Here is a 13,969-nt window from a genome sequence, read left to right as displayed (position 1 = left end):
GTTTTTTTTACGAACCAAGCACCGCGGTTGCCGTCGGTGCAGAAACATCGGTCCGAAGGCTGCTTAAGGCGTTGAAAGAGAACAACTTTCAGATACATGTTCGCTTGGGTCTGAAAATTGCTTATAACGAGTCATCGCAACCCTGAATCAAGTTGCAAGAAAGTTTCACATGCCAGAAAACATCCCGTCACAGCCGCCTGAAAATGCCCGCAAGCTTTCTCCCGAGGCTGCGTCTCGGCGGTTGATCATGTTGAGAGGATTGGGCAAGGGCTCGGCGGTTGTTACCGCAGCGGCACTGCCTCTGTCCACGTTGGCGCAGGGGAGCACCCTTCTTACGCCCCAAGGTGATGGCGGCACTCCGAATCTCCGTTGTTCGGTCTCGGGAATGCAGTCGAAGGTGGCAGATTCGAATATTCCCAACGATGCCAGGATTTGTGGCGGGTACAGCCCGGGCTGGTGGGGTCAAAAAAAGAGTGACGGCACCCCCCGACGCTCGTGGCCAACTGACCATACCGTCAAATGCAAGGTCCTCTTTAACCGGTGCGAGTCAGACGATCCGGGGCGCTCGTTGAGCAACAAGACCTTGTTCGAGGTGATGAGCAATCCCATTTATTCGTCCACCAAGACGCGTCACTGGATCGGGGCTTACCTCAATGGATTGTCTGGTGGCGTTCCGGGCTATCCGTTTCCTTACAGCGGCGCAGAAGTAATGGGCTTCTACAACTCTGCGGACAGTGTGAAGCGAGCGAAATTCTACGAACTGGCGACGACGTATCTGGAGACTCATGGTGAGACTTGAGTCCCGCGTCTGCATTCACATCCTTTGAGGCCAGCGGGCTGATGCCGGGCGGAAAGCTGTTCTTTCAGAATCCTTTGGTGGCCTTGCACTGGCGCTCGTTTGAGGAAGAGTTCGTTGTATTCGATCAGCTTTCTGGCATCACTTACCGATTTGATGTGTTGAAGGCGTTCGTGCTGGACGTACTTGCTCAGGGCCTCCATAGCGAAGCATCTTTGGTCCTCCAGGTGGTGGAACACCTGGGTTCGGTGGATGCCACAGCAATCCCTCCGCTTGTGCACAACATCCTCGAAGAGCTGCTTGGCGCTGGCTTGGTTGAGGTCGCAGAAGCGTGATTCTTTCTGACCTGAAGCCCAATGAACTGCGCGAACGGCTGTCCATAGGGGATTTGATTCTTGGAGTGGGACCCTTCTCCTTCGAGTTGTCATGCCCTTTGCCCCAAGTAGCTGAGGCACTCATGCGACTTTATGCAGACTACCCAGTCCTGGATCGCGGCGAGTTTGTGGACTTCAGTGTTTGCATTTCCAGGGGCAAGGGGTGGCGACGCTGGGTTAGAAGGCAGGCCATCTTCACTTTTGACGGCCTTGAGCCGTTTGTGCCTTTGCCGGAGCGGCATGCATTTCCGCTGCTTGAATGGGCCATGAATTGGTGTGTGTCCATGCACACCTACCATTATTTGTTGCTGCACTCAGCGGTGATCGAGCGGGAGGGGTGCGCGGTGATCTTGCCGGCGCCTCCTGGGTCGGGGAAGAGCACTTTATGTGCCGGCCTTGTCAACCGCGGATGGCGGCTGCTGTCAGACGAGTTGGCTTTGATTTCTCTGAAGGACCTTTCGATCACCCCGTTCGGACGCCCCATCAGCCTCAAGAACCAATCCATCGACATCATTCGGAACTATGTGCCGGAGGCGGTCTTCAGTCGAGTGGTGCACGACACGTCCAAGGGTACGGTGAGTCACATGAAAGTGCGTTCGGAGCACCTGGCCCGCATCAAAGACCCCGCGCATCCTCGCTGGGTGATCTTTCCACGTTATGTGGCTGGAGCGAAGCCTGTACTGTCCAAGCGCTCCAAGGCCGATAGCCTGCTTGAACTCGGGCGCAACTCTTTCAACTATCTCATCCTGGGCAAGCAAGGATTTGACGTGCTGGCCGATGTGGTCGCCCGTTGCGACTGTTATGATTTTGAATACAGCCAGCTCGACGACGCGGTGTCGGTGTTCGACGAACTGGTTGCCGGGAGAGTCGGTGAACACTGATCTGCTGTCCCCTGTCTGGACTTCCACGGCTCAACCCGAACTCACGTTGCGGCAGTGGTCAGTGATGTTGGGGCAGGCACGGCAGACCACTTTGTTGCCCCGGTTGGCACATCTGTACATCGACAGAGGCTGGATCGAACACGTTCCGGCTGGTCCACGTTGCCATCTTGAAGGCGCCATCAGGCTTGCCGAACGGCAGCAACATGAGGTGCGCTGGGAGGTGAATTGCATCGCTCGGGCCATGTTGGAGCTGAACACACCCGTGGTGCTGTTGAAGGGTGCAGCGTACGTGATGCACGAGTTGCCGCAAGCCCAGGGTCGCTTGTTCTCGGACATCGACATCCTGGTGGACAAGGATCGCATTGAAGAGGCCGAAAGCTGTCTGTTGGGTGGTGGATGGATCTGCGAAGAGCGTGATGCCTACAACCAGCGCTACTACCGGGAATGGATGCACGAGATACCGCCTCTGCGCCATGTGAAGCGCAATACCTTCATCGATCTGCACCACACCATTGCGCCGCCGACGTCACGCTTCCGCGTTGATGGGCGCAAGTTGCTGGAGCGGGTCGTTCCAGTGAAGGGTTACCCGATGCTGTTTGTGTTGGCGCCTGCCGACATGGTTTTGCACAGCGCGGTGCATCTTTTTCAAGAAGGTGACTTTGGTCATGGACTTCGGGATCTGCTGGACCTCAATGATTTGTTGATTCGCTTCGGCCCGACGCCTGGGTTTTGGGACGAGCTCGTTGCGCGTGCGGACGAGCTGGGGCTGCAGACACCCCTGTTTCATGCCCTGAGGCACATTGGGCGTCTGTTTGGCACCCAGGCGCCACCCCATCTACTGGCACGCGTTGAGGCGATGGGCCCCAATCTGCTGGCGCGAGCGCTGATGTCATGGTCGCTGGGGCTTGCGCTGAGGCCGATGCATCCCAGTTGTGATCTGCCGTTGACCGGTGTGGCTCGGTGGTTTTTGTATGTGCGTTCACACATGCTTCGAATGCCCTTGCAGCTTGTGATCCCGCATCTTTTGCGCAAGGCCTGGATGCGGCAATTCCCCAATAGCGAAAAAGATGAAGTTGTCCTTCAACAGAAAGCATGAATGCGCCTACCTGACCCCCCCAGGCGCCGCGCGGCGACCTTGCTCTTGTGCCTCGGTGTTGTGCTCTCTTCACCGGGCCTTGCCTGGGCAGGACTGTCTGACACGATCGAGCGTCTCAAGCCATCGGTGCTGTTGATCGGCACATACCAGGCCACGGGAAGTCCGCGTTTCCAGCTCAGAGGCACGGGGTTCATTGTCGGAGATGGACTGATGGTTGTGACCAACGCGCACGTTCTGCCAACCGCCCCGCCGGTTTCCGATGCGCCAGCGCTGGTGGTTCAGGTCCGTCAGCCGTCTGGTGACTGGCAGATGCGATCTGCTCGAGTACTGGGTACCAACGCAGCCCGAGATCTCGCCTTGCTTCGCATGGACGGCCCCGCTGGACCGGCCATGCGCTTGGGCAACTCGGCAGCGGTGCGGGAGGGAGCGGACTTGGCGTTCATGGGCTTTCCCATCGGGGGTGTACTGGGCTTCTCGGTAGTAACCCATCGAGCCACTGTTTCCAGCATCACCGCCGCGGCATTGCCGAGCCCGTCCGCAGGACGGTTGAGCGAGCAGGCCATTCGAGGGTTGCGTGGCGGTACGTTCGAAATTTTCCAGCTGGACGCAACCGCCTACCCGGGCAACAGCGGGGGGCCACTTTTTGATCCGAGTACCGGCGAGGTCGTGGGCGTGATGAACATGGTCCTGATCAAAGGCACGCGGGAGTCCGCTCTGAGTCAACCCTCCGGTATTTCATACGCCATTCCCAGCGCGCACATACAGGAATTGCTGGATCGACACCGCTGAAGGCGCACCGGGTCTGTGTCAGTCACGTGAGCATCTTCAAGCAATGAACAAAGTCAAAGTCATGGAGCGCGTGGATGCGCTCGTTATCGGGGCTGGCGTTGTAGGACTGGCGGTGGCGCGCGCTCTTGCCCTGACCGGTCGGGAGGTGATGGTGCTTGAGCGCGAAGCCACGATCGGCACAGGCACCAGCTCGCGCAACAGCGAGGTAATTCATGCGGGTATCTACTATCCGCTCGGTTCGCTCAAGGCCACGCTGTGTGTTCAGGGGCGTGAGGCGCTGTACGCGTACTGCGCCGAGCGCGGCATTCCACATCGGCGGTGCGGCAAGCTCATCGTCGCCAACACGCCATCGCAGTTGGCGGCCTTGCCGGCGATTCTGGTGAAGGCGGCGGCCAACGGGGTGGACGATCTTGTTCTGCTGAGCCGGGATGAAGCGCAGTTGTTCGAGCCCGAGCTTGAATGTCTGGGCGCGATTCGCTCGCCCTCCACCGGTATTGTGGACAGTCACGCGCTCATGCTGGCACTGCAGGGGGATCTGGAGAATCGAGGAGGGCTGGTGGTGTGTCACAGCGGAGTGCGCGAGCTCGCCGTCACACCGCGAGGGATTGAAGTGGAGTCCCTGGACGGGACCCGTTTGATGGCCCGGACCGTGATCAACGCAGCGGGCTTGTACGCATGCGATCTCGCTCGCAAGACACGCGGCCTGGATACGAGAAACATCCCCAAGGCTTGGTATGCCAAAGGCAGCTACTTCACGCTCACGGGTCGTTCTCCCTTTTCCCATCTGATCTACCCGGCGCCCGAGCCCGATGCGCATCTGGCCGGGTTGGGTGTCCACCTCACCCTGGACCTGGGTGGACAAGCCAAATTTGGCCCGGATGTGGAGTGGACTTCTTCGCCCGACGATCTGCAGGTGGATCCTTCCCGCTCAGACGTCTTCTATTCCGAGGTGCGTCGCTATTGGCCCGAATTGCCCAATGGGTCGCTGCAACCTGGGTACGCCGGCATTCGGCCCAAGATCAATGGCCCGCACGAGCCCGCTGCCGATTTCTGGATTCAGGGGCCGGACGACCATGGTGTGCCGGGGCTGGTCAACCTCTTTGGCATCGAGTCACCCGGCCTGACCAGCTGCCTGGCTCTCGCAGACCAGGTGATTTCAGTTTCACGAACCCTCTGAACTGCCTTGGGCCTGGATCGCCCGGGCCGACTCCCCCACCAGGGACGGGCCCTTGTAGATGAGCCCGGTGTAGATCTGAACCAGATTGGCGCCCGCCTGGATCTTGCTTACCGCATCCAACGCGCTGAGCACGCCACCCACGCCAATGATGGGAAAACTCTTGCCCAGACAGGCGCGCAGCTGGCGGATCACCTGGTTGCTCATGTGCAGCACTGGTGAGCCCGACAGCCCGCCAGTTTCTGTAGCGTGGTCCATGCCTTTCACAGCTTCGCGGCTGAGTGTCGTGTTGGTGGCGATCACGCCCAGAGCATGGGTCGCATGGCCTTCGCTGTCGGCTCCATAACGCATGAGCGTGGCCGCGATGATCTCGATCTGTGTGTTGTCCAGATCTGGGGCGATCTTCAGAAAGATCGGGATGCGCCGGCCGTGACGCTGAGCCAGCAACTCGCGGCGCTCGGCTACTGCACCGAGCAGGGCGTCCAGCGCCTGATCGCTCTGCAGGCTGCGCAGGTTCTGCGTGTTGGGGCTGGAGATATTGACGGTGACGTAGTCGGCATGCGGATACACGCCGTCCAGGCAGGCAAGGTAGTCGTCGATGGCACGCTCCATGGGCGTGCTGGCGTTCTTGCCGATGTTCAGACCCAACACCATGGGACTCGCGCCGCTCTGGTTTCGAAAACGGGCACGCTGCACGTTGATCAGAAATGCATCCAGACCTTCGTTGTTGAAGCCCAGGCGGTTGATCAAGGCATGGGCCTTTGGCAGACGGAACATGCGGGGTTTCGGATTGCCACTCTGACCTCTGGGCGTGACGGTGCCGACCTCCACGAAACCGAAGCCCATGGCCGCCAGGCCGTCGATGCAGCGGGCATTCTTGTCGAGTCCAGCCGCGAGGCCAACGCGGTTGGGAAACTGGATGCCCGCCAGCGTGTAAGGATCGTGGACCCGGGGTTCGCTGTACAGGCAGGTCAGCGGCGAATGTTGCAGTCGTGCGAGGGCGTTGATGGTCAGATCGTGGGCGGCTTCGGGGTCCATGCCGAACAGGAAGGGGCGGGCGGCGGCATAGGGGAGAAGCGACATCGGATAATCCAGGGCTGTTGTTTCACCGATTGTCTCAAATGACCCAAGACGAACTCAAAGCGCTGGTCGGCCAGGCCGCCCTGCAATACGTGACCCCCGGTGAGATCGTCGGGGTGGGCACCGGCTCCACCGTCAACAAGTTCATCGATGCATTGGCCAGCATCAAGGACCAGATCGCTGGTGCTGTCTCCAGTTCCGAAGCCTCCACCGTGCGCCTGAAGGCGCTGGGCATCCCGGTGTTCGAGGCCAACGCGGTGGGCGAGCTGTCGGTCTACATCGATGGCGCCGACGAGATCGATGAAAGCGGCCACATGGTCAAGGGCGGAGGTGCTGCGCTCACACGTGAAAAAATCGTGGCGGCGCAGTCGCGCCGCTTTGTCTGTATCGCAGACGAATCGAAACTGGTGAAGGCCTTGGGTGCCTTTCCGTTGCCGGTGGAGGTGATCCCCATGGCCACCGCGCGGTTGGTGCGGCAGTTTGCTGCCCTGGGCGGACACGCCAGCGTGCGCGTGAAGGACGGTGTTCCGTTGGTCACCGACAACGGGCAACACATCCTGGACGTGACCGGTCTCCAGATCACCGATCCGCTGGCGTTCGAGAGCGAAGTCAACCAGTGGCCGGGCGTGGTGACGGTGGGTGTGTTTGCCCACCAGAAAGCCAACGTGTGCTTGCTGGGCACGCCGAGTGGCGTGAAGACGCTGACCTTTTAGGCCCGCGCCCGGCGCCTGATCAGAAACGGATGCCGGCAGGGTTGGTGACGGGTGGTGTCACCGATGGCGCTGCAGGCGCTTCGACGGATGGCGATGGGGCCGCGGCTTGCCCGGGCGCTGCAACCGGAGCCTGAACGGCCACCAATGGAGTGGGGGCGGCTTGCCGGTAGGCTGTGGGCAGGGCCGACTGCTTGGGATAGCCGGCCGCATCGAGGAACTGGGTCCACTCGCTGTCGGAATAGCCCTTGATCTGCTGGCTGCCAATCGTCAGGAAGGGCAGAGAAGCCTGGCCACTGAGGCGTTTGAGGGCTTCGGCGTCCTCGTTGGTGTTGATGGTTTTTTCAGCATAGGGGATGCCGCGCGCGTTGAGCAGGTTGCGCCCACTGTTGCAAGGGGCGCATTCGCTGCTGGTGTAGAGCGTCACCGGGTACCGGTTGCTGACCTGTCGCAGCTCGAAGGGCAGCTGGGCATTGGCATTGGCGCTCACGGAACCCGTCGCGTTTGTCACGGGACGGGCGTTGGTGGCTGGCGGTGGTTGGTCAGAGTAGCTCACACGACCATCGGGTCCGACGATTCGGTAGACGCCCTGGGCCAGGGCCGACACGGACACCAGACCCGCCATCAGGCCCACGGCTGCACAGCGCAGGTAGGACACGGTTGCTGAGGTGAACGTGGATGTGGGGATGTTCATGTCGACTCCTATCGGCAATCAGCAAAACAAATCAAGCCATGCCTTGATGACGCAGCAGGGCATCGATGCTGGGTTCGCGGCCCCGGAAGGCCTTGAACGACTCCATGGCAGGGCGACTGCCACCCGCCTCAAGGATCGCTTCACGATAGCGGCGGCCCGTGGCGACGTCCAGCGTGCTGTGGCCATTTTGCTGTGCCGCTTCTTCAAACGCGGCGTACGCGTCGGCCGAGAGCACTTCGGCCCACTTGTAACTGTAGTACCCGGCCGAGTAACCGCCGGCAAAGATGTGGCTGAAGGTGTGCGGTGTGCGGCTGTAGGCCGGCGGCTGCAGCACCGCCACCTCGTCGCGCACCTGCTGCTGCAGCGCGAGGATGGCCTCGCCGCTGGTGGCGGGCTGTGGCTGGCTGTGCAGCAGCATGTCGAACAGCGAAAACTCGACCTGGCGCAGCGTCTGCAGCCCGCTCTGGTAGTTCTTGGCAGCCAGCATCTTGTCGAACAGCGCACGTGGCAGCGGCTCGCCGGTGTCCACATGGGCGGTCATGTGCTTGAGCACGTCCCACTCCCAGCAGAAGTTCTCCATGAACTGGCTGGGCAGTTCAACCGCGTCCCATTCGACACCGCTGATGCCCGAGACGTCGCGCTCGTTCACCTGGGTGAGCATGTGGTGCAGGCCGTGGCCGAACTCGTGGAAGAGGGTGATGACATCGTCGTGCGTGAGCAAGGCTGGCTTGCCGTTCACGCCCTCGGCGAAGTTGCACACCAGGTGCGCCACGGGCGTTTGCAGCGAGCCCGTGTCGGGGCGCAGCCAGCGGGCGCGCACGTCGTCCATCCAGGCGCCACCTCGCTTGCCGTTGCGCGCGGCCGGGTCGAGGTAGAACTGGCCCACGAGCTCTGTACCGTTCGGGCTGTTGCGTTCAATGCGGTAGAACTCGACACCCGGGTTCCACACCGGCGCCTGGTCGCGGCGGATGGCCACCTCGAACAGCGTCTCGACGATCTGGAACAGACCCACCAGCACCTTGGGCGCCGTGAAATAGGGTTTGACTTCCTGTTCGCTGAAAGCGTAACGCGCCTCCTTGAGCTTCTCGCCGATGTAGGGCCAGTCCCAAGCCTGCGGGTCGGTCAGGCCGAGATCGCTGGCGGCGAAGGCTCGCAGGTCGGCCAGGTCTTTTTCGGCATGGGGGCGGGCCTTGATGCCCAGGTCGCGCAGGAAGGCCATCACCTGTTCGGGCGATTCGGCCATCTTGGGTACCAGGGATACATCGGCGTAGTGCCGATAGCCCAGCAACTGCGCCTCTTCGTGGCGCAAGGCGAGCAGCTCGCCCATGATCGCCGCGTTGTCGAATTTGATCGCGTCGCCAGCGGCCTGATCGCTGGCACGGGTGGCGTAGGCGCGGTAGAGCTGTTCGCGCAGCGGGCTGCTGTGGGCGAACTGCATCACCGGCAGGTAGCACGGCATCTTCAGCGTGAGCTTGTGGCCCGGCTTGCCCTCGGCTGCGGCCGCTGCGGCGGTGGACTGCATCACATCATCGGGCACACCGGCCAGTTCCTCGGTGGTCACGTACAACGCGAAAGCGTCGGTCGCATCGAGCGCGTTTTCACTGAACTTCTGGCCCAGCTCGGCCTGTCGCTCCTGCAGCCAGGCAAACCGCGTCTTGGCCTCGCCTTGCAGATCGGCGCCCCCCAGCACGAAGCCGCGCATCGCGTTGTGGTGGGCGCGGGCTTGCTCGGCGTTGAGCCTGGTGGGGTCCATGGCCTTGTACTTGGCGTACAAGCGCTCATCCGCGCCCAGGCGGGTCCAGAACTCGGTGACCTTGGGCAGAGCCTCGTTGTAGGCGGCGCGCAGTTCGGGGGTGTCGGCCACGCTGTTGAGATGGCTCACGGCGCCCCACGCGCGCGACAGGCGCTCGGTGGGCACATCCAGGGTTTCGGAGATGCGCTTCCAGTCGGGCGGGAAGCTGCTGGCCGTCACGGTCTCCAGCGCGACGCTGGCGGCCTGCATCAATTGATCGATCGCCGGACCCACCAGTGTTGGTGTGATGGCATCGAACAGCGGCAGGTCGTCGAAGTTGAGCAGTGGGTTCTGGTCGAAGGGGGCGGTGCGGTCGTTCATGCGTTCTCAGATGTGGCGCTGTGGGTGAAGTTCAAGCCGCGAGGCCACGAACGAACGTGGGGAGAGGCTGTTACTGCGATTGGGCGCTCTTCTTCACGCTCTTCTTCATGACCTTGGCACGCTTGATCTGCCCGCCGGTGGTCAGACGCTGGTTGCCCAGCACACGCACCACCTTCACCTCGGGACGCTGGCCGCCGCGTTTGCTGAATTTCAGCACCTTCACGTCGCGTGGGCCGGGCATGCGGTCTTCGTCGACCACCTTCACCTTTTCGACCAACGGACGCCAGAGCACCAGCAGCTTGCCGATGTGCTGGATGGGGGCGGCGTCCAGCTCGTCGGCCAGGGTGTGCAGCATGGCCTCGCGTGCCGCGCGGTCGTCGCTGAGCACCCGGACCTTGATCAGGCCGTGCGCCTTGAGCGCAGCGGCGATCTCTTTCTTGACAGCGGGGCTCAATCCGTCGTTTCCGATGTGGACGACGGGATCAAGGTGGTGGGCCTCGGCACGGTGAACTTTGCGCTGAGCGGGAGTGAGTGTGATCTGGGGCATGGGACAATTATCGTTTACACAGACCTTAGGCGACCCTCATGGGCATGAAAGTCAAAACCCAGAGCAAAAAGGTCAACAAGGCCTGGCTCAACCAGCACGTGAACGACCCGTACGTTCGCCTGGCGAAGAAAGACGGCTACCGCGCGCGCGCCGCCTACAAGCTCAAGGAACTTGACGAAACCCTGGGCTTGATTCGTCCCGGCGACTGCGTGGTGGACCTGGGTTCGGCGCCCGGCGCCTGGAGCCAGTACGCGCGCCGTCGCCTGAGCCCGCAAGGCGCGGCCGTGGGCGAACTGCATGGCACGATCATCGCGCTGGACATGCTGCCCATGGATGATGTGGAAGGCGTGCATTTCATTCTGGGCGACTTCCGCGAGGCAGCGGTGCTGGAAGAGCTGGAGAAAGCCCTGACCGACCGTGGCGTTCACCAGGTCGATGTGGTGATCTCCGACATGGCGCCCAACCTGTCGGGTATCGGCATGACCGACGCCGCGCGCATCACCGATCTGGTGGAGCTGGCGGTGGATTTTTCGATCAAGCACCTCAAAATCGATGGTTCGCTGGTGGTCAAACTGTTCCATGGCGGGGCCTACGACCCCATGGTGGCCTTGTTTCGCCAGACGTTTCGCACCGTCAAGGCGGTCAAACCCAAGGCGTCGCGCGACAAATCGTCTGAAACCTTTCTTGTCGGCCTGGGTCTCAAATCCACGGTACGGGGCTGAGTACGGCCTGCGGGGGCCTCTCATAGAGAAAAGCCAACCCTTTCATTGACACAGCCTCGTCACCCGCATGAGGCACGCGCGCTTGAAAGTCCTAGAATGACTCCCACATGCGCATAACCGCCAATACCGACTCCAGGAGCTGCACTTGAACAATCAGTGGTTTTCGAAAATCGCCGTGTGGATGGTCATCGCCATGGTGCTTTTCACTGTCTTCAAGCAGTTCGACACGCGCTCTGCCGCAGGGTCGGGCTATATGGGCTATTCCGAGTTCATTGACGAGGTCAAGGCCCAGCGCATCAAGAGCGCCACCATCCAGGAAGGCCAGGGCGGCACCGAAATCGTCGCCGTTACGCAGGACGACCGTCGCGTGCGCACCACGGCCACGTCGCTGGACCGGGGCTTGGTCGGCGATCTGATCAACAACAACGTGAAGTTCGACGTGCGTCCGCGCGAAGAAGGCTCGCTGCTCATGACCCTGCTGGTCAGCTGGGGCCCGATGCTGCTGCTGATTGGCGTGTGGATCTACTTCATGCGACAGATGCAGGGCGGCGGCAAGGGCGGGGCGTTCAGCTTCGGCAAGAGCAAGGCCCGCATGCTCGACGAAAACAACAACACCGTGACCTTCGCCGACGTCGCAGGCTGCGACGAGGCCAAGGAAGAGGTCAAGGAGGTCGTGGATTTCCTGAAGGATCCCGCCAAATTCCAGAAACTGGGTGGGCGCATCCCGCGCGGACTGCTGCTGGTCGGCCCTCCCGGCACCGGCAAGACCCTGCTGGCCAAGGGCATCGCGGGCGAAGCTAAGGTGCCTTTCTTCAGCATCTCGGGCTCGGACTTCGTGGAGATGTTTGTCGGTGTGGGCGCGGCCCGCGTGCGCGACATGTTCGAAAACGCCAAGAAGAACGCACCCTGCATCATCTTCATCGATGAAATCGACGCGGTCGGCCGCCAGCGCGGCGCGGGCCTGGGCGGCGGCAACGATGAGCGCGAACAGACCCTGAACCAGATGTTGGTCGAGATGGACGGCTTCGAGACCAACCTGGGCGTGATCGTGGTCGCGGCCACCAACCGCCCCGACATCCTGGACGCCGCCTTGCTGCGCCCGGGCCGTTTCGACCGCCAGGTCTATGTGACGCTGCCCGATATCCGGGGTCGCGAGCAGATCCTGAACGTGCACATGCGCAAGGTGCCGCTGGGCACGGACGTGAACCCGAGCGTGATCGCGCGCGGCACGCCCGGCATGAGCGGTGCCGACCTGGCCAACCTCTGCAACGAAGCTGCCCTGATGGCCGCGCGCCGCAACGCGCGCGTGGTCGAGATGCAGGATTTCGAGAAGGCCAAGGACAAGATTTTCATGGGCCCCGAGCGCAAGAGCATGGTCATGCCCGAGGAAGAGCGCCGCAACACGGCGTACCACGAGTCGGGCCACGCACTCATCGGCAAGCTGCTGCCCAAGTGCGACCCAGTGCACAAAGTCACCATCATCCCGCGCGGCCGCGCGTTGGGCGTCACCATGAGCCTGCCGGCGCAGGACCGCTACAGCTACGACAAGGATTACATGCTGAACCAGATCAGCATGCTGTTCGGTGGCCGCATCGCCGAAGAAGTGTTCATGAACCAGATGACCACCGGGGCTTCGAACGACTTCGAGCGCGCCACAACGATTGCCCGCGACATGGTGATGCGCTACGGCATGACCGATGCCCTGGGCCCAATGGTGTACGCCGAAAACGAAGGGGAAGTGTTCCTGGGGCGTTCGGTGACCAAGACCACCAACATGAGCGAATCCACCATGCAGAAGGTGGATGCGGAGGTGCGCCGCATCATCGACGCGCAGTACAAGCTGGCGCGCAACCTGATCGAAGAGAACAGCGACAAGATGCACGCCATGGCCAAGGCCCTGTTGGAATGGGAAACCATCGACGCCGACCAGATCGACGACATCATGGCCGGCAAACCACCCCGCCCACCCAAGGACTGGACGCCACGCAATCCCTCGGTGGGTGGTGGCGGTGGCAGCGGTGGGTCGCCTGCCGTGGCGACAGATCCGGCCCCCACGGCCGCCTGAGCGACTCGGGTTTTTTGGATACACGGGGCTTCGGCCCCGTTGTTGTTTCCGCACAAAATCTTCTTCATGCATTGGCAGACCACCCGTTTTGACATCGACCTCGCCAAGCCGCAGGTCATGGGCATCGTGAACGTGACGCCCGATTCCTTTTCCGACGGCGGCCAGCACGCCGGCACTTCGGCCGCACTCAAGCACTGCGAGCAACTCATCCAGGACGGCGCACACATGCTGGACATCGGTGGTGAGTCGACGCGCCCCGGCAGCCCGGCCGTGCCCATGGACGAGGAGCTTGCCCGGGTGTTGCCCGTGGTGCGCGAGGCGGTGAAGCTGGGAGTGCCGGTGTCGGTGGACACCTACAAGCCCGAGGTGATGCAGGCTGTGCTCGACGCCGGCGCGGACATCGTCAACGACATCTGGGCCCTTCGCCGGGGCCATGCCGAGGAAGTGGTGGCCGCGCATCCACGCTGCGGTGTGTGTCTCATGCACATGCACCGCGATCCCCAGACCATGCAGGTGGCCCCCATGGACGGCGACGTGTTGCCGGCGGTGAGCGCCTTCCTGCGCGAGCGGGCCGCCGCTCTCACGGCGCGTGGCGTGGCGCACCAGCGCATCGTGCTCGATGCCGGCGTTGGTTTTGGCAAGACTGTGGCGCAGAACTTCAGCCTGCTGGCGCGCCAGAGCGAGTTGATGGCGCTGGGTTGGCCCTGGCTGGTGGGTTGGTCGCGCAAGTCGTCTCTGGGCGCTGCCACGGGGCGAGAGGTGCCCGCCGATCGGGTGGCAGCCAGTGTGGCGGCCGCCTTGCTGGCGGTGGAGCGCGGGGCCCGCGTGGTGCGTGTGCACGATGTGCGGGAGACGGTGGACGCACTGAAGATCTGGCAGGCCATCCAGCCCGTTTGAGGCGGTCGATGACCGCGATAATCGACGCTTT

General features: G+C 62.1%; 14 protein-coding genes. 10 read left to right on the top strand and 4 right to left on the bottom strand.

Going from position 1 to position 13,969, the window contains the following annotated elements; genetic code table 11:
* The first annotated feature begins 169 nt into the window (after window positions 1–169).
* The 6 genes from V6M63_RS06805 to V6M63_RS06780 are packed head-to-tail and all read left to right on the top strand — an operon-like array spanning window position 170 to window position 5,113.
* On the top strand, window positions 170–799 hold the full coding sequence (locus V6M63_RS06805; protein ID WP_332740764.1) for a hypothetical protein: 630 nt from the start codon (window positions 170–172) through the stop codon (window positions 797–799).
* Window positions 796–1,131, top strand: a complete 336-nt coding sequence (locus V6M63_RS06800; protein WP_332740762.1) for a hypothetical protein — start codon at window positions 796–798, stop codon at window positions 1,129–1,131. The genes V6M63_RS06805 and V6M63_RS06800 overlap by 4 nt, the downstream gene beginning before the upstream one ends.
* Window positions 1,128–2,051: an HprK-related kinase A gene (locus V6M63_RS06795; RefSeq protein WP_332740760.1), complete on the top strand. Its 924-nt coding sequence runs from the start codon at window positions 1,128–1,130 to the stop codon at window positions 2,049–2,051. Before V6M63_RS06800 ends, V6M63_RS06795 begins: the two co-directional genes overlap by 4 nt.
* A complete protein-coding gene (locus V6M63_RS06790) occupies window positions 2,041–3,147 on the top strand; it encodes a nucleotidyltransferase domain-containing protein (protein ID WP_332740758.1) in 1,107 nt (368 codons plus the stop codon). Before V6M63_RS06795 ends, V6M63_RS06790 begins: the two co-directional genes overlap by 11 nt.
* Window positions 3,148–3,936, top strand: coding sequence for a S1C family serine protease (locus V6M63_RS06785; protein ID WP_332740756.1), 789 nt, complete (start codon window positions 3,148–3,150; stop codon window positions 3,934–3,936).
* A gap of 43 nt (window positions 3,937–3,979) precedes the next feature.
* Entirely contained in the window at window positions 3,980–5,113 is a 1,134-nt protein-coding gene (locus tag V6M63_RS06780; RefSeq protein ID WP_332740754.1) for an NAD(P)/FAD-dependent oxidoreductase, read from the top strand.
* Here the strand turns inward: V6M63_RS06780 and V6M63_RS06775 are convergent.
* Window positions 5,099–6,193 (bottom strand): quinone-dependent dihydroorotate dehydrogenase, encoded by a 1,095-nt coding sequence (locus tag V6M63_RS06775; RefSeq protein ID WP_332740752.1) that lies wholly within the window; start codon window positions 6,191–6,193, stop codon window positions 5,099–5,101. The genes V6M63_RS06780 and V6M63_RS06775 overlap by 15 nt on opposite strands.
* 38 nt (window positions 6,194–6,231) lie before the next feature.
* Here V6M63_RS06775 and rpiA point away from each other — a divergent pair, with 38 nt between their 5' ends.
* Window positions 6,232–6,903 carry a ribose-5-phosphate isomerase RpiA gene (rpiA, locus tag V6M63_RS06770; RefSeq protein ID WP_332740750.1) on the top strand — a complete coding sequence of 224 codons (672 nt, stop codon included), beginning with the start codon at window positions 6,232–6,234 and terminating at the stop codon, window positions 6,901–6,903.
* 19 nt (window positions 6,904–6,922) lie between these two features.
* Here rpiA and V6M63_RS06765 read toward each other — a convergent pair whose 3' ends face one another.
* The 3 genes from V6M63_RS06765 to V6M63_RS06755 form a co-directional block, all read right to left on the bottom strand.
* Complete coding sequence (locus tag V6M63_RS06765) at window positions 6,923–7,594, bottom strand: DUF4124 domain-containing protein (RefSeq protein ID WP_442909553.1); 672 nt, start codon at window positions 7,592–7,594, stop codon at window positions 6,923–6,925.
* 31 nt (window positions 7,595–7,625) lie between these two features.
* Window positions 7,626–9,707, bottom strand: a complete 2,082-nt coding sequence (locus tag V6M63_RS06760; RefSeq protein ID WP_332740748.1) for a M3 family metallopeptidase — start codon at window positions 9,705–9,707, stop codon at window positions 7,626–7,628.
* 70 nt (window positions 9,708–9,777) lie between these two features.
* Complete coding sequence (locus tag V6M63_RS06755; protein ID WP_291089968.1) at window positions 9,778–10,254, bottom strand: YhbY family RNA-binding protein; 477 nt, start codon at window positions 10,252–10,254, stop codon at window positions 9,778–9,780.
* 44 nt (window positions 10,255–10,298) lie between these two features.
* Here V6M63_RS06755 and V6M63_RS06750 point away from each other — a divergent pair, with 44 nt between their 5' ends.
* From V6M63_RS06750 to folP, 3 genes are all read left to right on the top strand, one after another.
* Window positions 10,299–10,976 (top strand): RlmE family RNA methyltransferase, encoded by a 678-nt coding sequence (locus tag V6M63_RS06750; RefSeq protein ID WP_332740744.1) that lies wholly within the window; start codon window positions 10,299–10,301, stop codon window positions 10,974–10,976.
* Window positions 10,977–11,121: 145 nt separating this feature from the next.
* On the top strand, window positions 11,122–13,041 hold the full coding sequence (gene ftsH, locus V6M63_RS06745) for an ATP-dependent zinc metalloprotease FtsH (RefSeq protein ID WP_332740742.1): 1,920 nt from the start codon (window positions 11,122–11,124) through the stop codon (window positions 13,039–13,041).
* A 66-nt stretch (window positions 13,042–13,107) separates the two neighbouring features.
* On the top strand, window positions 13,108–13,938 hold the full coding sequence (gene folP / locus V6M63_RS06740; protein ID WP_332740740.1) for a dihydropteroate synthase: 831 nt from the start codon (window positions 13,108–13,110) through the stop codon (window positions 13,936–13,938).
* Window positions 13,939–13,969 lie beyond the last annotated feature (31 nt).

Origin of the sequence: Hydrogenophaga sp. (assembly GCF_036675665.1) — a bacterium.
Taxonomy (GTDB): Bacteria; Pseudomonadota; Gammaproteobacteria; order Burkholderiales; family Burkholderiaceae_C; genus Hydrogenophaga.
The sequence above is the reverse complement of the archived record's forward strand: the minus strand, read 5'-3'. Positions and strand labels throughout refer to the sequence as shown.